At 63.3% G+C, this 20,889-nt stretch carries 19 protein-coding genes; 15 read left to right on the top strand and 4 right to left on the bottom strand.

Annotated features, from left to right (window positions below; genetic code table 11):
* Positions 1–524 precede the first annotated feature (524 nt).
* The 6 genes from V2L18_RS20290 (at position 525) to V2L18_RS20265 (ending at position 5,597) form a co-directional block, all read left to right on the top strand.
* Positions 525–1,481, top strand: coding sequence for a response regulator (locus tag V2L18_RS20290; protein WP_336180163.1), 957 nt, complete (start codon positions 525–527; stop codon positions 1,479–1,481).
* 120 nt (positions 1,482–1,601) lie between these two features.
* Entirely contained in the window at positions 1,602–1,988 is a 387-nt protein-coding gene (locus V2L18_RS20285) for an NADH:ubiquinone oxidoreductase subunit NDUFA12 (protein WP_336180162.1), read from the top strand.
* Positions 1,989–2,371: 383 nt separating this feature from the next.
* On the top strand, positions 2,372–2,743 hold the full coding sequence (locus V2L18_RS20280; RefSeq protein ID WP_336180161.1) for a ferrous iron transport protein A: 372 nt from the start codon (positions 2,372–2,374) through the stop codon (positions 2,741–2,743).
* A complete protein-coding gene (locus tag V2L18_RS20275) occupies positions 2,740–2,970 on the top strand; it encodes a FeoA family protein (protein WP_336180160.1) in 231 nt (76 codons plus the stop codon). The genes V2L18_RS20280 and V2L18_RS20275 overlap by 4 nt, the downstream gene beginning before the upstream one ends.
* Positions 2,971–3,016: 46 nt before the next feature.
* Entirely contained in the window at positions 3,017–5,338 is a 2,322-nt protein-coding gene (gene feoB / locus V2L18_RS20270) for a Fe(2+) transporter permease subunit FeoB (protein ID WP_336180159.1), read from the top strand.
* Between the two features lie 25 nt (positions 5,339–5,363).
* A complete protein-coding gene (locus V2L18_RS20265) occupies positions 5,364–5,597 on the top strand; it encodes a FeoC-like transcriptional regulator (RefSeq protein WP_336180158.1) in 234 nt (77 codons plus the stop codon).
* 171 nt (positions 5,598–5,768) lie between these two features.
* On the opposite strand, the gene V2L18_RS20260 is transcribed toward V2L18_RS20265, so the two are convergent.
* Positions 5,769–6,425 carry an alpha/beta hydrolase gene (locus V2L18_RS20260; protein ID WP_336180157.1) on the bottom strand — a complete coding sequence of 219 codons (657 nt, stop codon included), beginning with the start codon at positions 6,423–6,425 and terminating at the stop codon, positions 5,769–5,771.
* A 352-nt stretch (positions 6,426–6,777) separates the two neighbouring features.
* Here V2L18_RS20260 and V2L18_RS20255 point away from each other — a divergent pair, with 352 nt between their 5' ends.
* The 8 genes from V2L18_RS20255 (at position 6,778) to tenA (ending at position 14,581) form a co-directional block, all read left to right on the top strand.
* Complete coding sequence (locus V2L18_RS20255; protein ID WP_336180156.1) at positions 6,778–7,953, top strand: cysteine desulfurase family protein; 1,176 nt, start codon at positions 6,778–6,780, stop codon at positions 7,951–7,953.
* 120 nt (positions 7,954–8,073) lie between these two features.
* Entirely contained in the window at positions 8,074–9,549 is a 1,476-nt protein-coding gene (gene sufB / locus V2L18_RS20250) for a Fe-S cluster assembly protein SufB (protein WP_336180155.1), read from the top strand.
* A 132-nt stretch (positions 9,550–9,681) separates the two neighbouring features.
* The gene (gene sufC, locus V2L18_RS20245) at positions 9,682–10,437 is read left to right on the top strand and encodes a Fe-S cluster assembly ATPase SufC (RefSeq protein ID WP_336180243.1); all 756 of its coding nucleotides are present in this window, start codon (positions 9,682–9,684) and stop codon (positions 10,435–10,437) included.
* A 21-nt stretch (positions 10,438–10,458) separates the two neighbouring features.
* The gene (sufD, locus tag V2L18_RS20240) at positions 10,459–11,754 is read left to right on the top strand and encodes a Fe-S cluster assembly protein SufD (protein WP_336180154.1); all 1,296 of its coding nucleotides are present in this window, start codon (positions 10,459–10,461) and stop codon (positions 11,752–11,754) included.
* Between the two features lie 11 nt (positions 11,755–11,765).
* Positions 11,766–13,016 carry a cysteine desulfurase gene (locus tag V2L18_RS20235; protein ID WP_336180153.1) on the top strand — a complete coding sequence of 417 codons (1,251 nt, stop codon included), beginning with the start codon at positions 11,766–11,768 and terminating at the stop codon, positions 13,014–13,016.
* Between the two features lie 11 nt (positions 13,017–13,027).
* On the top strand, positions 13,028–13,474 hold the full coding sequence (locus V2L18_RS20230) for an SUF system Fe-S cluster assembly protein (RefSeq protein ID WP_336180152.1): 447 nt from the start codon (positions 13,028–13,030) through the stop codon (positions 13,472–13,474).
* Positions 13,475–13,535: 61 nt separating this feature from the next.
* Positions 13,536–13,904 carry a Fe-S cluster assembly scaffold SufA gene (gene sufA / locus V2L18_RS20225; RefSeq protein WP_336180151.1) on the top strand — a complete coding sequence of 123 codons (369 nt, stop codon included), beginning with the start codon at positions 13,536–13,538 and terminating at the stop codon, positions 13,902–13,904.
* Positions 13,904–14,581: a thiaminase II gene (tenA, locus tag V2L18_RS20220; RefSeq protein WP_336180150.1), complete on the top strand. Its 678-nt coding sequence runs from the start codon at positions 13,904–13,906 to the stop codon at positions 14,579–14,581. Before sufA ends, tenA begins: the two co-directional genes overlap by 1 nt.
* Before the next feature lie 39 nt (positions 14,582–14,620).
* On the opposite strand, the gene V2L18_RS20215 is transcribed toward tenA, so the two are convergent.
* The 3 genes from V2L18_RS20215 to parE all read right to left on the bottom strand — a co-directional run bounded on the left by V2L18_RS20215 (position 14,621) and on the right by parE (position 19,915).
* Complete coding sequence (locus V2L18_RS20215) at positions 14,621–15,673, bottom strand: GGDEF domain-containing protein (protein ID WP_336180149.1); 1,053 nt, start codon at positions 15,671–15,673, stop codon at positions 14,621–14,623.
* Between the two features lie 175 nt (positions 15,674–15,848).
* Positions 15,849–17,399, bottom strand: coding sequence for a DEAD/DEAH box helicase (locus V2L18_RS20210; RefSeq protein ID WP_336180148.1), 1,551 nt, complete (start codon positions 17,397–17,399; stop codon positions 15,849–15,851).
* Between the two features lie 386 nt (positions 17,400–17,785).
* Complete coding sequence (gene parE / locus V2L18_RS20205) at positions 17,786–19,915, bottom strand: DNA topoisomerase IV subunit B (RefSeq protein ID WP_336180147.1); 2,130 nt, start codon at positions 19,913–19,915, stop codon at positions 17,786–17,788.
* Positions 19,916–20,136: 221 nt separating this feature from the next.
* Between parE and V2L18_RS20200 the strand changes: the two genes are divergently transcribed.
* Positions 20,137–20,691: a thioredoxin family protein gene (locus V2L18_RS20200; protein ID WP_336180146.1), complete on the top strand. Its 555-nt coding sequence runs from the start codon at positions 20,137–20,139 to the stop codon at positions 20,689–20,691.
* The last annotated feature ends 198 nt before the right edge of the window (positions 20,692–20,889 follow it).

Genomic DNA, 20,889 nt, shown 5'->3' with positions numbered 1-20,889 from the left:
GAGCCATCCCCGTCGCCGTCCAGCGACATGTCCGGAAGCTAGTCCGACTCGTCCGGAACCGTCAAGCTGTTGTGGTTCTGTAAATCGAGCCGTCTAAATGTTGTGTACAGCCTGTGAATGTCGGGGAGAGGGCGAAAAGCGACGAGATATCAGTGGGCGGGCCAGCGACGTTGACGAACAGCTTAAGCGAATTGGTCGCACCGGGCATCCCCACATCTTGTGGTTAGCCCTTATATCGGCCTGTGGCTAACCTTCCCGCCAGCAACGACCTCGCGCAAGGGCCGGGGCTGCATTGTCCGGTCACGCCGCGGCGGATCGGATTCCGGCGGAGCCCACAATCGGTCATCGCCCGTGCAAGTTTAGTCCGATTCTTGAGCAAGGATTAACGCTCGCAGGGCATACTCCGCCCTGGTTGGGGTGACCGCCGGCCATACGCACCCTAATGTATGGGCGGTACGAAAGATCCACGCAGGGCATCCTTGAAGCCGCTTTGAGGGACTGGCGATTCTCTGATGAAAAAAATCATGCGGCACAGCACAGCCTATAACGTGCCGCTCGAATCGCTCGACGTGGTTGTCGTCGAGGATTCCAAGCAGATGCAGACGATCATCCGGTCCGTTCTGGGCGCGATGCGGGTTCAGCGCGTGCGCACCTTCGATTCCGCGGAGAAGGCGCTGCAGGCGATGTTAAGCGAACCGCCCCACCTGATCATCACCGACTGGAAGATGGAGCCCGTTACCGGTTACCAGCTCTTGCGTTCGATTCGTCATCGCAAGATGGCGCCGCTGTGCTTTGTGCCGGTGCTGATGGTGACCGCCCACGGAACGCGGTCGCTGGTGGAGAAGGCGCTGATGGTAGGGGCCCACCATGTGCTGGTGAAACCTCTTGCCCCGGCCGCCTTGCATCAGCGGATGGAATGGATCGTGCGCGATCCGCGCAAGTTCGTTCTGGAGCCGGGCAAGGATTTTTTCGTCATCGAGGGTGTGGCGCAGGCGCTGGCGGTGCAGAGCGAGCGGCGCCAGGCGCTTGATCAGGCACGATTGCACCATGCGCGCAATAACGGCGCGGCGCGGCTGGCCAAGAAGGCTCTTGAGAACGGCCAGGAAGAGCCGCTTGAACTGGTCGAACCCAAACGTTCGCGCGGCATGGGCGATCTTGTGACCCCCAAGGCCGGCGCCGAGAAGGCGAAGACCGCGCTTGAGGACGAGGTGGCGAAGATCCGTGCGGCGACGGCCCGTCCGGCGCAGGGTGCAGCGCAGAAAGGCACCGTCAGACCGGGGAGCGCGGCGCCGGCGGCTCAGGGGCCTGTGGCAAAAAGCAGGCCTGCGAGTGCGGATCCCTCGGGAAAGACGATATCGGCCAAGCCGGCAGCGGGTGGCAACGCCAAGACCGCGACGCCCGGCGGTGTTTCCCGTCCGACCGTGAGGCCGGGGCCGAGCGGCGCGCCTCACGGCCGGCGTCGCCCGGCGCCAGGCATCTGAGGGGGGCAGCGACGGCCTTCCGCGATGTGGTTTGAATGACAAACAGAATTCGCCGGACTGGACAGGGGCGAGCGCGCGCGTCATAGTCCGCGCAAATTTCAAGACAAGTCGGATGCCGCGATGAAGACCTTCCTGCTTCAGATGTTCACATGGTGGAACGGGCAGACGCTCGGGACGCGCTTTTTCACGTGGCGCAAGGGCGAATTCGTCGGGAAGGACGAATTCGGCAACAGCTACTACCGCACGCGCGACAATTCCCGGCGCTGGGTCATCTACAATGGCCCGGCCGAAGCGAGCACGATCCCGGCCGGCTGGCATGGCTGGATGCATCACCGCATCGACACCCCGCCCACCGAAATCGAATATCAGCCCCGCCCCTGGCAGAAGGGGCCGAAGCCCAACCTTACCGGCACCGCACGCGCTTACCGCCCGCACGGCTCGATCCTGACGCCGGAATCCCGGCCGCGGGTCAGTGCCGACTACGACGCCTGGACGCCGGAGGCCTGACGGTTTGCCCCGGTCGTGACCGGGGGGGCGGCGAGGCATTGATGTCACGAGAGATTCGGATTTGAGCCCTCGGCGTTTGCCGGGGGTATTTTGTTTTCCGATGCCGCAACCGGCGAGGCCCGCATCGCGTCGCATGGTGGGCGAGCCACCGTGGCGCTATCGGCGGCCTCTTATGGGCGTTGTCCCTCGCGGCAGTCACGCCAACCCGCCCTCGAAGGCGCCAGTTGCAATTTTGAACCACTAAAATGTAGTCGTAAGGGGCATGAAAACAGGTACTTAAGGGGGATTTTTCACTGCGGCATTTTGCAAAGTTGATGTTTAATTTCAAGAATATAGCGTGGTGACAACACTTCAGACCATTTTCGCCTCACAGGTTGGCTGCCATGGATATGAGCATTCGCTCCGCGTCGGATCTCTGTTTGGAAGAGGCGGCGGCGAAGGCCGTCCCGGGGTCCGATTATTCCTCTCCCCCGATGCCCGCTCATCCGACGCCCGCGGCGCCGCAGGCGCAGGTGCGCGGGTTTCCTCTGGCCATGGCGAGGGTCGGCTCCAGCCTTCGCCTTGTCTCTTACGGCTGCGGGCGCAATGCCCAGCGTCGGCTCGCCGATCAGGGACTGACGGTTGGGGTAACCGTTTCCGTGATCGGCAATGATCCGTGTGGTCCCATGATCGTTGGCGTCCGCGGCGTTCGGGTGGGTCTGGGCAAGGGGCTGGCCCACAAGGTCATGGTCGTGGAGACGGAGGCGGAACGATGACCCGACTCGATGAACTGGGCATTGGCGATGTGGCCCGGGTGACCGGCTACTCGGATCGCACGAGTTCCTATCGGCGCCGGCTGCTGGCGATGGGACTGACGCCGGGATCGGTGGTGAAGGTGGTGCGCAAGGCGCCGCTCGGCGATCCCATCGAGATCGATCTGCGGGGAACGTCGCTCAGCGTCCGCAAGGAAGAGGCGCGGATCGTCGCCATAGAGCTGGCTTAACGGAAGTACCCAGCTGCGGACTGCCGCGGCAAGGAAGGCCGAGACCATGAATACCCTCACCGTCGCCGTCGTCGGCAATCCGAATTGCGGAAAGACAACCCTCTTCAATGTGCTGACGGGAACGCGCCAGAAAGTCGGAAACTGGCCGGGCGTGACGGTGGAGCGCAAGACCGGCGTTTTCCGTGTGCCCGATGCGACCGTTACAGTGGTCGATCTTCCCGGTACCTATTCGCTGGGGCCGTCAGAAACCTCCCTCGACGAACGTATCGCGCTCGAATATGCGGTGTCCGGCGAAGCCGATGTTCTCGTCAACATCGTCGATGCCTCCAATCTTGAACGCCATCTCTACCTGACGACGCAGCTCCTGGAGATGCGGGTGCCGATGTTCGTCGTGCTCAACATGATGGATATCGCCCAGCAGAACGGGGTGGCCATCGATGTCGGCGAACTTGAGCGGCGGCTCGGATGTCCGGTGTTCACGGTCGTTGCAAGCCGCGGGCAGGGTGTGGATGCGCTGAAGCAGGCCATTGTTGCGGCGGCCGAGCGCAAGGAGCTGCCGCACGCCGCGCCGCGTTATGACGCGGTGGTCGAAACCGCACTGGAGAACATCGCAAGCCGGCTGCCGGCCTCTTCCTGCGATGCGCGCTGGCAGGCGTTACAGATGCTGGACGGGGACGAGCGCCGGATCGCGGCCCTGCCGGGGGAGCTTGCCGCGATGGTTCGCGACACCATGGCGGAGGTGGAAGACGAGACCGGCGAGGACCTCGATATCCTGCTTGCCGACCGGCGCTACCGGTTCGCGGCCGAGGCGGTTCAGGCCTCTGTGACCCGGCCGCGCGAGGCGTCGCACACGTTGACGGACCGCATCGATCGGATCGTGCTTCACAGGGCGCTCGGCATCCCGATCTTCCTCGTGATGATGTACCTGATGTTCATGTGGACCATCAACGTCGGCAGCGCCTTCATCGATTTCTTCGATATCGGTGTCGGCGCCATCATGGTCGACGGGTTCGGCAACATGCTGCGCTCGATCGGTTCGCCGGACTGGCTGGTGGTCGTGCTGGCCGATGGCATAGGCGGCGGCATCCAGACGGTCTCGACCTTCATCCCCGTGATAGGTTTTCTCTACATCTTCCTGTCGGTGCTGGAAGATTCCGGCTACATGGCGCGCGCCGCCTTCGTCATGGACCGCTTCATGCGGTCCGTCGGACTGCCGGGCAAGGCCTTCGTGCCGCTGATCGTCGGGTTCGGCTGCAACGTGCCGGCGATCATGGCGACGCGGACGCTGGAGAGCGAGAACGACCGCAAGGCGGCGGTGATGATGGCACCGTTCATGTCCTGCGGGGCGCGGCTGCCTGTCTACGCGCTGTTCGCGGCAGCCTTCTTCCCCACCAACGGGCAGAACATCGTCTTCGGGCTTTATCTGATCGGTATCGCGGCGGCGGTCGGAACCGGCTTCATGTTGCGTTCGACTCTGCTGCGTGGCGAGACATCGCCCCTGGTCATGGAACTGCCACCCTATCACATGCCGACGTTGCGCAATGTGCTGATGCACAGCTGGGACCGGCTCCGGACCTTCATTCTGGGTGCCGGGCGCGTCATCGTTCTCATGGTCGCCGTGCTTTCCGTGCTGAACCTTGTGGGAACCGACGGCTCGTTCAACGAGGTGGAGCCGGAGCATTCCGTTCTGGCCGCTGTCAGCAAGACGGTCGTGCCGGTCTTCAAGCCGATGGGGCTTGAAGAGGACAACTGGCCGGCGGTGGTGGGCATCGTCAGCGGTGTTCTGGCCAAGGAGGCCGTTGTCGGAACCCTCGATCAGCTTTACGGCGCGCTGGCCGATGACGGGGCCGCGGATGCTGAGGCCGGTGCGCGCGGAACGCTCGGGATCATCGGCGACGGTGTCGCCGAAGCGTTCGCGACGATCCCTGTGAACCTTCTGGCGGTGGTCGATACGCTGACCGATCCGCTGGGGATCAGCGTCGGCGACGTCGATACCATTGACAAGGCGGCGGCCGAACAGGCTGTGGCCGCCGGGACCTTCGGAGAGATGCAGGCGCGCTTCGCAGGCGTTGCGGGGGCCTTCGCCTATCTGCTCCTCACCTTGCTCTACATGCCGTGCACGGCAGCCGTCGGGGCAATCTATCGCGAGGTCGGCGGACGCTGGACGCTGTTTGCCGTCGGCTGGACCCTGTGGGTCGCCTATGGCGTCTCCACCATCGCCTTCCAGATCTCCCGGATCGCCGATGCACCTGCCACGGCGTTCGCCTGGATCGCGGTCGTTCTGGCGGTCTTCGCAGCAGCGATCTTTGCAATGCGCCAGAAGGGCAACCGTCGTCGGGGGCCGGTGATGGTTCAGGCGGCGGAGTGAGCGCCAACACATCGGGAGAGAGTTCATGTCTGGCTTGAGGGAATTGCGCGATACGCTGCGCGCCGAACGGAAACTTTCCCTTCAGACGCTCGCGCTGCGCAGTGGCTCTTCGCCGTCGGCCGTCGAAGCCATGCTGGAGCAGCTGGAACGCAAGGGCCGCGTCGTCCGCCACGGCCCCACGGATTGCGGCGGCGGAACATCGTGCTGCTGCGCGAAAAACTGTCCGAGCGCCGTCGTCTACGAATGGGTGGCGGATTAGCGCAATCCATCGTCAGTTGGACGCGTGCTGCAGCGTAAAGACCCGCAACGCACTTCCGCCAAACCGTGAAGCGCCCGGCCTGGGATCGCAATTCCCCGCGTCTCGATACGAAAAAGCCCCTTCCTCGGTCGAGAAAGGGGCTTTTCCTTTTCGTACTGCCGGCCGGATGGGTCAGGCAGCGGTGTCGATTGCGGCCAGGCGTCGGTCGACGTACTCGCCGCACGAGCCGATGAGCTCGTCGATATGGCCCTCGAAGAAGTGGTTGGCGCCGGGGACCGTCTGATGGTCGATGACGATGCCCTTCTGCGTCTTGAGCTTGTCGACGAGCGTCTGCACGTCCTTGGTCGGCACCACCTTGTCGGAATCGCCGTGGATGATCAGGCCCGAGGAGGGGCAGGGCGCCAGGAACGAGAAGTCGTTCAGGTTCGCTGGCGGGGCCACGGAAATGAAGCCCTCCACCTCCGGACGGCGCATCAGGAGCTGCATGCCGATCCAGGCGCCGAACGAGAATCCGGCGATCCAGCAGGCGCGGGCGTCCGGGTGCACGCTCTGCACCCAGTCGAGCGCGGAGGCTGCATCCGATAGTTCGCCCTGGCCGTGGTCGAAGGAGCCCTGGCTGCGGCCGACGCCGCGGAAGTTGAAGCGCAGCACGGCAAAGCCGCGCTTCGCGAACATGTAATACATCTGGTACACGATCTGATTGTTCATCGTGCCGCCGAACTGCGGATGCAGATGCAGGATCAAAGCGATCGGCGCCGTGCGTTCCTTGGCGGGGTGAAACCTGCCCTCGATGCGGCCGGCCGGGCCGTTGAAGATGACTTCAGGCATAGATACGGATCGTCCTTCTCGCCTTCTGGCGGATGCGGGGTTTGTCGTCTCTTTTTAGGGCGCCGTTTCTTGACTTGCAGCGGCAGCCTTCCTAAAACCTTGTTTAGAATAATTCGAAAGATGCGCGACCAAGCGCCACCGTGGCAGCATTCGGCGTGCGTCCCTTGAAGCTCTGTGCTGTTATCGTCACGACGGCGGTGAATTTCAAGGTTTTCCGTATGGCCTTGGCGCGACAATGGGACTACGAGGCGAATCGGAATAGGTGAAAACCGTTGCCTGACGGTGACAACCTCAGGCTAGGAGGCTATCGGGCAGGCATGTCCCGGTTGCAGGAATGGGCGGAATCGACGTGATGAGCGAAAGCTCCCGCATCTATCTGGACCACAACGCCACGACACCGCTTCGGCCTGCGGCGCGCGAGGCGATGGTGGCTGCGCTCGTCGAGGCCGGCAATGCGTCTTCCGTTCACGCAGAGGGACGCGCCGCTCGAGCCCGCATCGAACTTGCCCGGCGCGCTCTGGCGACGGCGGTTGGCGCCAAGGCAAAGAACGTCGTGTTCACCAGCGGAGCGACGGAGGCAAATGTCACAGCGCTGACGCCGCACATCAGCATTTCCGGCCAGATGCGGCCGGCCACGCGACTTTTCATTGGCGCCACGGAGCACGCATCCGTGCTTTCCGGAGGCCGGTTCGATTCTTCTCAGGTTACGATCCTGCCGGTTACGAGCGACGGTGTCATTGACAAGTCGCAGGCCGAAACGCTCGTGCGCGCGGAGGCGGAGGCCGGCGGTGTTCCGTTCGTTTCGGTAATGGCGGCCAACAACGAGACGGGCGTGATCCAGCCCGTGGCCGAGATCGCCCGGATCGTCCGTTCTGCCGGCGGCTATTTCCACGTGGATGCGGTTCAGGCGCTGGGAAGGCTCCCGGTTTCGGTCAGCGCATGGGATTGCGACATGTTGTCGGTGTCTTCCCACAAGATCGGCGGACCGCAAGGCGCGGGTGCGCTTGTCTATGGCCGTGACGACTTGCGTGCGGCGCCGTTGATCATCGGCGGCGGGCAGGAGGGGCGGCACCGGGCCGGCACCGAGAACGTTGCTGCGCTGGCAGGATTCGGTGCGGCGCTCGAAGAAACGACGACGCTGGACGACAACGCTCGAATTGCGGCGCTGCGGGACTGGCTGGAAGCCGAGTTGCTTCATATATATGGGCAAACGGTTATCTTCGGGCGGGATACGGCGCGCCTGCCCAACACGACGAGCTTCGCCGTTCCGGGAATGGTGGCCGAAACCACACTGATCGCCTGCGATCTGGCTGGCGCGGCGGTGTCCTCAGGCTCCGCCTGTTCGTCGGGAAAGGTTTCGTCTTCTCACGTGCTTCAGGCCATGGGGGTGCCGGCGGATCTTGCCCGCGGTGCGCTGCGGCTCAGCCTTGGCTGGACGAGTACACAAGAGGACGTGGAGCGCTTCGCCGATATCTGGCGTGGGCTCGTTGCGAGACTGAAGCCGGCGGAAGCCGGGAAGGCGGCCTGACGGCTGCAACTTGAGGAGGCGTCCGGTTCGGCCGGACGGGCGGTGCTTGCGTATCGTCGGTTCAAATACGTGAGACTTCGACAACACGCGGTTCTTGACCCGCGCTGGATGGAGAGGCCAATGCCTGCAGTACAAGAGACGGTCGACCGGGTACGGGAGATCGATGTCGAGCAATACAAGTACGGGTTCGTCACCGATATCGAATCCGACAAGGCCCCCAAGGGGCTCAACGAAGACGTCATTCGCTTCATTTCCGCCAAGAAGGGCGAGCCGGAGTGGATGCTGGAGATGCGCCTCGATGCCTATCGCCGCTGGCTCACCATGGAAGAGCCAACCTGGGCGCGGGTGAGCTATCCCAAGATCGACTTCAACGATCTCTATTACTACTCCGCACCGAAGAAGGCCGGCGACGGGCCGAAGAGCCTCGATGAGGTCGACCCGGAGCTGCTGGCGACCTACGAGAAGCTCGGCATTCCGCTTCGCGAGCAGGAGATTCTTGCCGGCGTGGAACCGAAGAACCGCGTAGCAGTCGATGCGGTGTTCGACTCGGTCTCGGTGGTCACCACCTTCAAGAAGGAGCTGGCCAAGGCCGGCGTCATCTTCTGCTCGATCTCCGAGGCGATGCGCGAGCATCCGGATCTGGTGAGGAAGTACCTCGGCTCGGTCGTGCCGATCTCCGACAACTTCTATGCGACGCTCAATTCGGCGGTCTTCTCCGATGGCTCGTTCGTCTACGTGCCCGAAGGCGTGCGCTGCCCGATGGAGCTGTCCACCTACTTCCGCATCAACGAGCAGAATACCGGCCAGTTCGAGCGCACGCTGATCGTGGCGGAGAAGGGGGCCTACGTCTCCTACCTGGAGGGCTGCACGGCTCCCCAGCGCGACGAGAACCAGCTTCACGCGGCCGTGGTCGAGCTCGTCGCCATGGAAGATGCGGAGATCAAGTACTCCACCGTCCAGAACTGGTATCCGGGCGATGCGGACGGGCGGGGCGGCATCTACAACTTCGTCACCAAGCGTGGCGATTGCCGGGGCGCGCGCTCCAAGATCTCGTGGACGCAGGTCGAGACCGGTTCCGCGATCACCTGGAAGTACCCCTCCTGCATCCTGCGCGGGGACGACAGCCGGGGCGAGTTCTATTCGATTGCCATTTCCAACGGCCATCAGCAGATCGACTCGGGCACCAAGATGATCCACCTCGGCAAGAACACGTCGAGCCGGATCATTTCCAAGGGCATTTCGGCGGGCAAGTCGCAGAACACCTATCGCGGCCTTGTCTCGGCTCATCGCAAGGCGTCCAACGCGCGCAACTTCACGCAATGCGACAGCCTGCTGATCGGGCAGGACTGCGGTGCGCACACCGTGCCCTACATCGAGAGCAAAAACGCCAGTGCCGTCTTCGAGCATGAGGCGACGACGTCGAAGATCTCCGACGACCAGTTGTTCTACTGCCTGCAGCGGGGACTGGGCGAAGAGGAGGCGGTGGCGCTCATCGTCAACGGCTTCGTGCGCGATGTCATCCAGCAACTCCCGATGGAGTTCGCGGTGGAAGCGCAGAAGCTGATCTCGATCTCGCTGGAAGGCTCGGTCGGCTGATCGGACGGATACCTGAAATCAAGGGATACGGGGCTCGCGAAGCCCATTGGAAACGAAGTGGCGGCCGTGCGGCGAACCCTTGACGGGTGACGCGCAACTGGCAGTCCGAAGCTGGGATACCTGAAAATGGCACTGCTCGAAATCAAGAACCTGCATGCCCGCATCGCCGAAGATGGCACGGAAATCCTGCGCGGGGTCGATCTCACCGTGAACGCCGGTGAGGTCCACGCGATCATGGGGCCGAACGGCTCCGGCAAGTCGACGCTCTCCTACGTGCTCGCCGGCAAGGAGGACTACGAGGTCACCGAGGGCGAGATCCTGTTCAACGGCGAGAACATCCTGGAGATGGGGCCGGACGAGCGGGCTGTCGCCGGCATGTTCCTGGCCTTCCAGTACCCGATCGAAATCCCGGGCGTGGCGACGATGACCTTCCTCAAGGCGGCGCTCAACGCCCAGCGCAAGGCGCGCGGGGAGGGCGAACTGCCGACGCCGGATTTCATGAAGCTGGTGCGCGAGAAGGCCAAGCTCATGAACATCACCTCCGACATGCTGAAGCGTCCGCTCAATGTCGGTTTCTCCGGTGGCGAGAAGAAGCGTTCCGAAATCCTGCAGATGGAACTGCTGGAGCCGACGCTGTGCGTGCTCGACGAGACGGATTCCGGCCTCGACATCGATGCGCTGAAGGTGGTCTCCGATGGCGTCAACCGGCTGCGCTCGCCGGAGCGCGCGATGGTCGTCATCACCCACTACCAGCGTCTGCTCGATCACATCGTGCCGGATATCGTCCACGTGTTGTCGGCGGGCCGGATCGTCAAGACGGGCGGGCCGGAGCTGGCGCTGGAGCTGGAGAAGAACGGCTACGCCGACTACATCGGCGAAGCAGCTTAATCGGGCACGGAGGCAAGCGACATGACAGCGGACAACGAGACGCTGCGCACGGCTGCCGAGCGTGCGCTGATCGAACAATATGAGGCAGCGCCCACCGCCGATGCGGTCAAGCTGCTGCGTGAAAAGGCGATCGCGGGCTTTCGCTCGCGCGGTCTGCCGAACCGCCGCGTCGAGGAGTGGAAATACACCGACCTCAAACGCGGCATGAGCGAGGCGCTGCCGATCGCCGAGGCGCCTGAGGCCGGCGCTGCGAAGGCCGCCGTCGAGGCCGTTGCCGGTTTCGGCGACATGGCGGGTGCACGCATCGTCTTCGTCAACGGGCTCTATGTGCCGGAGCTTTCCGATATCGACGGCGTCGAGGGGCTGACGATCTCCTCGCTGGCCGCCGGGCTCGCCGAGGCGCGACCTCAGGGGCTTGGCGATCTGGCGGGCGCCGTGAACGACACTGCGCTCGACCTCAACACCGCCTTCATGCGCGACGGTGCGCTGATCGAGGTGGCGGCCGGAGCTACGATAGACAAGCCGGTGGAGATCCTGCACGTGGCGGCCGGCGCGCCGGCGGCGACCTACACGCGCCACGTCGTCCATGTGGGGGCGGGCGCCAAGGTTCGCTTCAACGAGGTCTATTCCGGCAAGGGCCGCTACCAGACCAACACGGCGGTCGAGTTCTCCGCCGACAAGGGGGCGGACGTCTCCTGGATCAAGCTCCAGAACGAGGGACATGAGGCGCAGCACCTCTCGACCTTCGTCTCGGCGCTCGAGGCGGAAGTCGGTTTCGATCACTTCGTCTTCAATTCCGGCGGCCATCTCGCCCGTACGCAGGTCTTCCTGCGCTTCAACGGCGAGTACGCGCGCGCCGGTCTGCGCGGAACGATGCTGATCACCGAGGACCAGCATTCAGATGTGACGCTGGTCGTCGATCATGCGGTGCCCAATTGCGAAAGCCGCGAGTTCTACAAGTCCGCCATCGACGGCAAGGCCAAGGGCGTGTTCCAGGGACGGATCAACGTCTTCCCGCATGCGCAGAAGACGGATGGCCAGATGATGTGCCAGGCGCTGCTGCTGTCGGATGAAGCGGAGATGGCCTACAAGCCGGAACTGGAGATCTTCGCCGATGACGTGCAATGCGCGCACGGGGCGACCTCGGGCCAGATCGACGACGAGTTGCTGTTCTATCTTCGGGCTCGCGGTATTCCGGAAACGGAAGCCAGGACGCTGCTGATCCTTGCCTTCCTGTCGGAGGTAATCGAGGAAATCGGCGACGAGAAGGTTGTGGAGGCGCTGGAAGAGCGCACCCGGACCTGGCTCGGATATTGAGGACGGATGCGATGAACGACGCAGCCCCCATCCAGGACACGGCCGGTTACGATGTCGAGAAGGTGAGGGCGGACTTTCCGATCCTCGCCCGCGAGATCTACGGCAAGCCTCTGGTCTATCTCGACAACGGCGCGTCCGCGCAAAAGCCGCAAGTGGTGCTCGACCGGATGATGAAGGCGTATTCGGAGGAATACGCCAACGTCCATCGCGGCCTGCACTATCTCTCCAACACGGCGACGGAGGCCTACGAGGCGGCGCGCGAAAGCGTGCGCCGGTTCCTCAACGCCCCGACAACGGACGAGATCGTGTTCACCCGCAACACGACCGAGGCGATCAATCTCGTCGCCTATTCCCACGCCATGCCGCTGATCGGCGAGGGCGACGAGATCATCATTTCGATCCTCGAGCATCACTCCAACATCGTGCCTTGGCACTTCCTGCGCGAGCGGCAGGGGGCGGTGTTGAAGTGGTCGCCGATTGCCGATGACGGATCGTTCCTCATCGAGGAATTCGAAAAGCTCATCACGTCGCGCACCAAGCTCGTCGCGATCACGCAGATGTCGAACGTCACGGGCACGGTCGTGCCGGTGAAGGAGATCTGCCGGATCGCCCATGAGCACGGTGTGCCGGTGTTGGTCGACGGCAGCCAGTCTGCCGTTCACATGCCGGTCGACGTGCAGGATCTCGACTGCGATTTCTTCGTGCTGACGGGCCACAAGGTCTACGGGCCGACGGGCATCGGCGTGCTCTATGCCAAGAAGGAGCGGCTTGCGGCGATGCGGCCGTTCAACGGCGGCGGCGAGATGATCCTCGACGTGACCGAGGACATGGTGACCTACAACGATCCGCCGCACCGCTTCGAGGCTGGCACGCCGGCGATCGTCCAGGCGATTGGACTTGGCGCTGCGCTCGACTATATGCAGGGGCTGGGGCGAGAGAACATCGCCGCGCACGAGAACGCCCTTCGCGACTATGCACATTCGGAGCTCTCGAAGATCAATTCGTTGAGGATCTTCGGCAACGCGCCTGGCAAGGGCGCCATCATTGCGTTCGAGATGGAAGGGGTTCATGCGCACGATATCTCCACCATCATCGATCGTGAGGGCGTCGCGGTCAGGGCCGGGACGCACTGCGCCCAGCCCTTGCTCGCCCGCTTCGGGGTGACGTCCACGTGCCGCGCCTCCTTCGGGCTCTACAACACGCTGGAAGAAGTCGACCGCCTCGCCGAAGCGCTGAAAAAGGCACAGAGATTTTTCTCTTGAGGACAGACGCGATGACCGAAGACACGAGCATCCCGGAAGGCTCCGCCGAAACGATGGAGATTGGGACACAACAAGCGGCCGCGCCTGTGCAGTCTGGCGCGAGCGATGTTGCGGCGTCGGCCGAAAGCGGGTCGGCACTGCCGGAAGAGGAGATCGCGCGGCTCACCGACGATATCGTTGCGGCCCTTAAGACGGTCTATGATCCGGAAATCCCGGTCGACATCTTCGAGCTGGGTCTGGTCTACAAGGTCGATATCGAGGACGACCGGTCCGTCACCATCGACATGACGCTGACGGCGCCGGGCTGCCCCGTGGCCGGCGAGATGCCGGGGTGGGTGCAGGACGCGGTTTCCTCGGTCGCGGGCGTTGGCACGGTCGACATCAACATGGTGTTCGATCCGCCGTGGGATCCGAGCCGCATGTCGGACGAGGCACGCGTGGCGCTTAACTGGTTCTAGAGGTGGGCAAGCGTTCCGCCTTGAACCAAATGCACCAGTAACAAGAAGGACTTGGACGCAGATGGGCAAGTTTCAGGTCATCACGCTGACGGACGCGGCAGCAGAGCGCGTTCGGGATATCATGGCAAATTCCGGCAAGAACGCCCTCGGCCTCAAGGTCGGCATCAAGAAGGGCGGCTGTGCGGGGATGGAATATACGCTCGACTATGTGAGCGAGGCCGATCCGGCCGACGACATGGTCGAGACGAAGGGCGTGCGCGTCTACGTCGATCCCTCCGCAGTACTGTTCCTGCTCGGTACGGAAATGGACTACGAGGAAACCAAGCTGCGCAACGGCTTCGTCTTCAACAATCCGAACCAGACGTCGGCCTGCGGTTGCGGGGAGTCTGTGGAGATCACGCCTGCAAACCCGGAGGCGCTGGCACACTGATGGCGCAGGATCGGGGGCTCTTCGAGCGGTTGAAGCAGGCGGCGTTGGACGACTGGTCCGCCTATATCGACCATGCCTTCGTGCGCGGTCTCGGCGATGGCTCGCTGCCTGAAGCCTCCTTTCGGCATTACCTCGCCCAAGACTATCTGTTCCTGATCCATTTCGCCCGGGCCTACGCGCTTGCGGTCTACAAGTCGCGCACTCTTGCGGACATGCGTTCCGCCGGGCGGACGATGGCCGCGTTGCTCGACATGGAGATGGGCTTGCACGTCCGACTGTGCGCACGTTGGGGGGTGAGCGAAGCCGATCTGGAGAAAACGCCGGAAGCCTCGGCCACCATGGCCTACACGCGATACGTGCTGGAAGAGGGCATGCGCGGCGATCTTCTCGACCTGCATGTCGCCCTCGTTCCATGCGTGATCGGCTATTGGGAGATCGGAAAGGCGCTTGCCGCGCGTCCCGGCGCGCTTGATCCGGCCAATCCGTACCACGAGTGGATCGCGGAATATTCCAGCCCCGATTATCGTCAGGTGGCGGAAGAAGCCGCCGACAGGCTCGACAGGCTGGCGGACGGGACGCTCAGCGAGGCCCGTTTCGCGGACCTCACGCGCATTTTCCGGCAGGCGACACGTCTGGAAATTGACTTCTGGCAGATGGGGCTTGATCTCGCCCGATAAGGTGGTCGCGCCGAAGGGGCTTCTTCCGGCTGTTCGCCGTCACGCGACAGCGGCGTGTGCATCCGTGTCGTCTTCGCACTTCACCTTGTTGCGGCCCGCGCGCTTGGCGCCGTAAAGGGCGGCATCGGCACGGCCGATGAGCCCGTTCGGCGTGTCGCCCGGGCGAAAACTCGCAACGCCGATCGATATGGTGATGCGGCCGAGATTCTCTCCCGTCGAGCGCTTGACGAGCTCCTTGCAGATCACCGACTTGCGGATGTGCTCGGCCACCGAATAAGCGTGGTCAAGTCCGGCGCGCGGCAGGATGACGGCGAATTCCTCGCCGCCGTAGCGGCAGGCGATATCCTGCGCCTTGATGTTCTGCTTGACCGACAGGCCGACAAGCCGCAGCACTTGATCGCCCGTCTGGTGGCCGTAATTGTCGTTGAACTGCTTGAAATGATCGATGTCGGTCAACAGCAGCGACAACGGCTCACCCGTTTGCGCGGCATGGAGGACCGCACGGTCGATCGACTCGTCGAAGTGACGGCGGTTGGCGAGCGTGGTCAGATCATCGGTCAATGATTCAAAGCGGATCGCTTCCAGGCTCTCCTGGAGCTCATAGACAAGCTCACGGGATTCGTTGAGCTGGTCTTCGAGCCTGCGATTGTGTGTGATCGTCTCGTTTGTCTTCTCGACGACCGTCCGAATGATTTCGGCAATTTCGTCGCGGCTATTGGTGCCGCCAAGCGTATTGACGGCGGTTCCGAGCGTATCGGCGTAGTCCGACGTTGCGGAGAGGCTGCTTTTGACAATATCGACCACATCGCCGATTTCCCGGGAGAGCTTTGAGCCCACGGAATCTATGCGGTCGCCGAGCCGGCTCGGGCAGAGGAAACGATTGTAGAGGTTCTGGACTTCGTCCGGCGTAATGCCGCCCTTCCTGCCCAGAATATCGTTCACGGACTTGTTGAGAGAATAATTGAAACCGGCAGAATAAGTATACCACAGCTCATAATAGCGCGGGTATGCCGGCAATTCATTTTTCTTCAAATAAGCCAGCGCCGTATCGCCGTAAACGATCGTTCGCTTAAAATCGTTTCTCTGGCTCATTTTGCTGTCCAAGCGGCGTGAACTAGTTTCTCAACAACTTCGTATTGTTGAATTTCCTTATAGTGACATAAAATCGATTAACCATAAGTTAAGTCCTGTGGAGCGGCTTATGCGGTTTTTGGTCTCGCCGCGTCATGCACAGGGGCGGGTGAGCACTCGATCGGTGCCGACGTGTTCAGGGCGCGGCCTTTTTCGGGCGGATTTCGCGCAGCAGGAATGCCGGCGTGTGATCTCCAAGGCCGATGACCGGCTTGTCCTTGCCGCCGCGCTCGCCCCGATCCTTGTTCCGGTCCCTGCCGTCCTTGCTCGCGGACTTGTCGGGGCCGCGGTTGCCACCGCGTCGGGACTGTTCCTGATTGCGGCCGGCTTCCTCGCGAGGGGCAGGCTTGCGCTGGGGGGCGGGAGCCGCCGCCTCCGCGGCCGGCGCCACGTCCTGTTGAGGCTTGTCGTCCTTCCGGGCGTTGTCGTCTTTCCGAGTGCGGCTGCGCTTTTTCGGCGCCGCCTCGGCCTTCTTTTCCTCGCCGCCTTCGGCCTCGGCGGTGCGCTTGCGGCCGCCGCCGCGACGCCGCGTCTTGCGCTCGTTTTCCGCCGCATCGAAGTCGATCGGTTCATTGAACCATTCGATGTTCTTGCCGATGAGCTTCTCGATCGCCTCGACATGGCGCCCGCATTCGGGGGTGACGATGGTCATCGCGACGCCCTTGCGCCCGGCGCGGCCGGTACGGCCGATGCGGTGGACATAGTCCTCGGCATGGACCGGCACATCGAAATTGAAGACGTGGCCGACATCGGGAATATCAAGACCGCGCGCGGCGACGTCACTGGCGACGAGAAGCTTGATCTCGTTGTTGCGGAAGCCCTCCAGCGTCTGCATGCGCGAACGCTGGTCCATGTCGCCGTGCAGGGCGCCGACGTCGAAACCGTGCTTCTGCAGCGAACGGTAGAGCGTGGCGACGTCGCGCTTTCGGTTGCAGAAGATGATCGCGTTTTTCAGGTCTTCCGCATTGCGGATGAGTTCGCGCAGGGTTTCGCGCTTGTCGTGCGGCGCGGAGCCGGAGGAGACGAGCGACTGCGCCACGGCATCGACGGTGGAGGAGGCGCGGGCCACTTCGATGCGAACCGGATTATGCAGGAAAGCCTCGGTCAGGCGCTGGATTTCCGGCGGCATGGTGGCCGAGAAGAACAGCGTCTGGCGCGTGAAGGGGATGAGCTTGCAGATGCGCTCGATGTCGGGGATGAAACCCATGTCGAGCATGCGGTCGGCCTCGTCGATGACGAGGATCTCGACGCCCTGGAGCATCAGCTTGCCGCGCTCCACGTGATCGAGCAGGCGGCCCGGCGTGGCGATGAGCACATCGGCGCCGCGGTCGATCTTGCGGTCCTGATCGGCAAAGGAAACGCCGCCGATGAGCAGGGCAACAGTCAGCTTGTGCTTGGCGCCAAGCTTGTTGAATTCATCCTCCACCTGGGCCGCGAGCTCGCGCGTCGGCTCCAGAATGAGCGTGCGCGGCATGCGTGCGCGGGCGCGTCCCTTTTCCAGAAGGGTCAACATCGGCAGGGTGAACGAGGCTGTCTTTCCCGTGCCTGTCTGGGCGATGCCGAGCACGTCACGTCGCTCCAGAGCGTGCGGGATCGCCTGCTCCTGAATGGCCGTGGGTTCGGTGTAGCCGGCCGCGACGACCGCATCCAGCACCTTTTGGCTCAGTCCGAGATTGGAAAAACTCATGCCTTTTGTATTCACCAGGATGTCTCGCGACCACCATCACCGTTGCGGGATGACGACGGCCGCTCATGAACGGAGGGATAGTGCGCGCACAATACGGCGGAGACGTTCCATGTCAATCACCACATGGAAAAATCGGCCGCAATACTTCCCGGATCGTTATCATCAAGCTCCGGAGGGAAGAGAAAAACGCCTTCACAAACATTGGCGCACAATTCTAAGCCGCCGTTTTACGCGTGCGTTTTTGTCGCCGTTCCTTTCGCGGGCCGGTGCGATGCAGAAAACGACAGCCCTCCCTTAAGACGTGGCGGACGTGAAGGCTTGCCGTTTTGCCTGTCCGCTCAAGGATAAGGAAACAGGCGCACCGGGGCGGTGCGCACCGGGCGGGGTCAGATATCAAGATCGGTCGCGAACTCCGCGTTTTCCTTGATGAAAATGAAACGCGCTTCCGGCTTGGTGCCCATCAGTCGGTCGACGGTATCCCCGGTGACTTCCTCCTCGTCGGCGGCCACACGCACCTGCAAAAGCATGCGCTTTGTCGGATCCATGGTCGTTTCCTTGAGCTGGGCGGGAAGCATCTCGCCAAGGCCCTTGAAGCGGCCGATCTCGATCTTGGCCTTGCCGTTGAATTCGCTCTTGAGGAGCTCGTCCTTGTGGGCGTCGTCGCGCGCGTAGCGGATCTTGTCGCCTTGTGCGATGCGGTAGAGAGGCGGAACAGCCAGATAGAGGTGGCCGTTCTCGATCAGTTTCGGCATTTCCCGGTAGAAGAACGTGATCAGCAGTGAGGCGATGTGGGCGCCGTCGACATCGGCGTCGGTCATGACGATCACGCGCTCGTAGCGAAGGTCTTCGTCGCGGTAATTGTTGCGCGTGCCCACGCCCAGCGCCTGCATCAGATCGGCAAGCTGCTGGTTGGCCGCCAGTTTCTCGCGGCCCGCGTTGGCGACGTTGAGGATCTTGCCGCGAAGGGGAAGGATCGCCTGGCTCGCGCGGTTGCGCGCCTGCTTGGCAGAGCCGCCGGCCGAGTCGCCCTCAACGATGAAGATCTCCGTGCCCGCCGCTGAGGAGGTGGAGCAATCGGCGAGCTTGCCGGGCAGGCGCAGCTTGCGCACGGCGGTCTTGCGCGCCACGTCCTTTTCCTGGCGCCGCCGGAGGCGTTCCTCGGCCCGGTCGATCACCCATTCCAGCAGTTTGTCCGCCTGGTGCGGCGAGGCCGTCAGCCAGTGGTCGAAGGCATCGCGCACCGCGTTCTCGACGATGCGGCTCGCCTCGCCGGTCGACAGCTTGTCCTTTGTCTGGCCGACGAATTCCGGCTCCCGGATGAAGACGGAGAGCATGCCGCCGGCAGAAGTCAGCACGTCGTCGCCGGTGATCTGGGCGGCGCGCTTGTTGCCGACAAGCTCGCCATAGGCCTTGAGCCCGCGCAAAAGCGCCAGACGAAGGCCGGCTTCGTGCGTGCCCCCCTCAGGCGTCGGCACCGTATTGCAGTAGGAATGCAGGAAGCCATCGCCGGCAAACCACGCCACCGCCCATTCCACCGATCCGTGACTGCCGGTCTTGGACGTCTTGCCCGCGAAGATCTCGTCGGCGACGCGCTTCTCGCCGCTCAGCGTCTCGTCGAGGAAGTCCTTGAGGCCGCCGGGAAAATGGAACGAGGCTTCGGCCGGCGGGGCGTTCTTCTCGGTGAGAAGGCTTTCCGCGCAGCGCCAGCGGATCTCCACGCCGCCGAACAGATAGGCCTTGGAACGGGCCATCTTGAACAGCGTGGAGGGCTTGAACTTCGCGCTCGCGCCGAAGATCTGCGGATCGGGACGAAACCGCACGGTTGTGCCGCGCCGGTTCTGGATATCGCCCAGAGGCTCCAGCGGCCCCTGCGCGATGCCGCGGGCGAACCGCTGGCGGTAGAGCTTGCGCGAGCGCGCGACCTCGACCTCGAGCACTTCGGACAGCGCATTGACGACGGAGACGCCGACGCCGTGCAGGCCGCCGGAAGTCTCGTACACCTTGCTGTCGAACTTGCCGCCGGCATGCAGCGTCGTCATGATGACTTCGAGCGCCGACTTGTCCTTGAATTTCGGGTGCGGGTCGACGGGGATGCCGCGGCCGTTGTCGGTCACGGTCAGCATGCCGTCCTCCTCCAGGCGCACGTCGATCCAGGTGGCGTGGCCGGCGACCGCCTCGTCCATCGAATTGTCGATGACTTCCGCAAAAAGGTGGTGCAGCGCACGTTCGTCGGTGCCGCCGATATACATGCCGGGACGCCTGCGGACCGGTTCCAGCCCCTCCAGCACCTCGATGTCGGCGGCCGTGTAGGCCTCGTCCGCGCCGGGGACGGCCCGCAGGGGCGGGGTCTGCTTCGGCGCGCGATCGGAGGTGCGGGGTGCGCTATCGGCGGCCGCGGGAGCTGCGGTCGAGGGGGCTGCGGCGGCCGGTGCGGCTGCCGGCGCGCGCTTGCGCCGGGCCTTCATCGCCGAAACCTCGTCCTCCAGCTGCGCGAACAGATCGTCCTTGCCTGCCATTCGTTCTTTCGTACCCGATTTGTTTCGTCTGACGTGGCGCCCCGCCGCCGCCTTCCCGAATCAGCAGGAATTCTGGCAATTCGGCATCGGCAACACCAGTGCGATCACTGCGGACTTGCTCGTTCCCTCAGGCGTTCTCACCCGAAAAGGGTCTTGTCGCCGTCATCTGTCGCAGGCAGACTTCCGGTGCTGCACTGCGCAATGGACATGCGGAGGACACCATGGCCGCACAACCGCCGACCACGCTTGACCGGAACTGGCATGCGGTTGATTTCCGTCTGCCGGCGACCGACGGCAGAACCTACACCTTCACCGACATTGCCGGTGCGAGGGGAACGGTCATCGTCTTCATCTGCAACCATTGTCCTTATGTCAAGGCGGTGATCGGCCGCCTTGTGGCGGATGCACGGACGCTTGAGGGCGACGGAATCGGATTTGCCGCTATCTGCTCCAACGATGCGGACGCCTATCCAGACGACAGTTTTTCCAAGATGGCCGCCTTCGCCGCCGAGCACAGCTTTCCCTTCCCCTATCTCCACGACGAGGACCAGCTGATCGCCAAGGCCTATGGGGCGGTCTGCACGCCGGATTATTTCGGCTTCGCCGCCGATGGATCGCTGCAATATCGCGGTCGGCTGGACGATGGGCGCACGGGCGAGCCAAGCCCGGGAGCGCCGCGCGAACTTCTGGAAGCGATGCGCCTGGTCGCGGCGACGGGAGAGGGGCCGCAGGATCAGGTGCCCTCCATCGGCTGCTCGATCAAGTGGAAGGCCTGAGCGCTTCGGTTCCGCTCACCGCCGGGCCTTTCGTATCGGGCCTCTCGTATCTTGTGCAATTCGTTGCGTGACGCACGGTCTGCCGCCGTTTTGGCTGCCGATTCTGACGGTTATCGTGCGGACAAGGCTGGACAGGCCCGCGCCGGTTTGCTCAAAGCATGTCGGTTCCGCATGCCCAGGCGGCGCGAGAGGCGCAAA

This window comes from Breoghania sp. JC706, from assembly GCF_037026715.1.
GTDB lineage: Bacteria > Pseudomonadota > Alphaproteobacteria > Rhizobiales > Stappiaceae > Breoghania.
The sequence above is the reverse complement of the archived record's forward strand: the minus strand, read 5'-3'. Positions and strand labels throughout refer to the sequence as shown.

Bases quoted from the DNA above. Each gene is read 5' to 3' on its own strand.
- V2L18_RS20290 (WP_336180163.1), top strand. From the start codon at position 525: ATGCGGCACAGCACAGCCTATAACGTGCCGCTCGAATCGCTCGACGTG.
- V2L18_RS20285 (WP_336180162.1), top strand. From the start codon at position 1,602: ATGAAGACCTTCCTGCTTCAGATGTTCACATGGTGGAACGGGCAGACG.
- V2L18_RS20280 (WP_336180161.1), top strand. From the start codon at position 2,372: ATGGATATGAGCATTCGCTCCGCGTCGGATCTCTGTTTGGAAGAGGCG.
- V2L18_RS20275 (WP_336180160.1), top strand. From the start codon at position 2,740: ATGACCCGACTCGATGAACTGGGCATTGGCGATGTGGCCCGGGTGACC.
- feoB (WP_336180159.1), top strand. From the start codon at position 3,017: ATGAATACCCTCACCGTCGCCGTCGTCGGCAATCCGAATTGCGGAAAG.
- V2L18_RS20265 (WP_336180158.1), top strand. From the start codon at position 5,364: ATGTCTGGCTTGAGGGAATTGCGCGATACGCTGCGCGCCGAACGGAAA.
- V2L18_RS20260 (WP_336180157.1), bottom strand. From the start codon at position 6,425: ATGCCTGAAGTCATCTTCAACGGCCCGGCCGGCCGCATCGAGGGCAGG.
- V2L18_RS20255 (WP_336180156.1), top strand. From the start codon at position 6,778: ATGAGCGAAAGCTCCCGCATCTATCTGGACCACAACGCCACGACACCG.
- sufB (WP_336180155.1), top strand. From the start codon at position 8,074: ATGCCTGCAGTACAAGAGACGGTCGACCGGGTACGGGAGATCGATGTC.
- sufD (WP_336180154.1), top strand. From the start codon at position 10,459: ATGACAGCGGACAACGAGACGCTGCGCACGGCTGCCGAGCGTGCGCTG.
- V2L18_RS20235 (WP_336180153.1), top strand. From the start codon at position 11,766: ATGAACGACGCAGCCCCCATCCAGGACACGGCCGGTTACGATGTCGAG.
- V2L18_RS20230 (WP_336180152.1), top strand. From the start codon at position 13,028: ATGACCGAAGACACGAGCATCCCGGAAGGCTCCGCCGAAACGATGGAG.
- sufA (WP_336180151.1), top strand. From the start codon at position 13,536: ATGGGCAAGTTTCAGGTCATCACGCTGACGGACGCGGCAGCAGAGCGC.
- tenA (WP_336180150.1), top strand. From the start codon at position 13,904: ATGGCGCAGGATCGGGGGCTCTTCGAGCGGTTGAAGCAGGCGGCGTTG.
- V2L18_RS20215 (WP_336180149.1), bottom strand. From the start codon at position 15,673: ATGAGCCAGAGAAACGATTTTAAGCGAACGATCGTTTACGGCGATACG.
- V2L18_RS20210 (WP_336180148.1), bottom strand. From the start codon at position 17,399: ATGAGTTTTTCCAATCTCGGACTGAGCCAAAAGGTGCTGGATGCGGTC.
- parE (WP_336180147.1), bottom strand. From the start codon at position 19,915: ATGGCAGGCAAGGACGATCTGTTCGCGCAGCTGGAGGACGAGGTTTCG.
- V2L18_RS20200 (WP_336180146.1), top strand. From the start codon at position 20,137: ATGGCCGCACAACCGCCGACCACGCTTGACCGGAACTGGCATGCGGTT.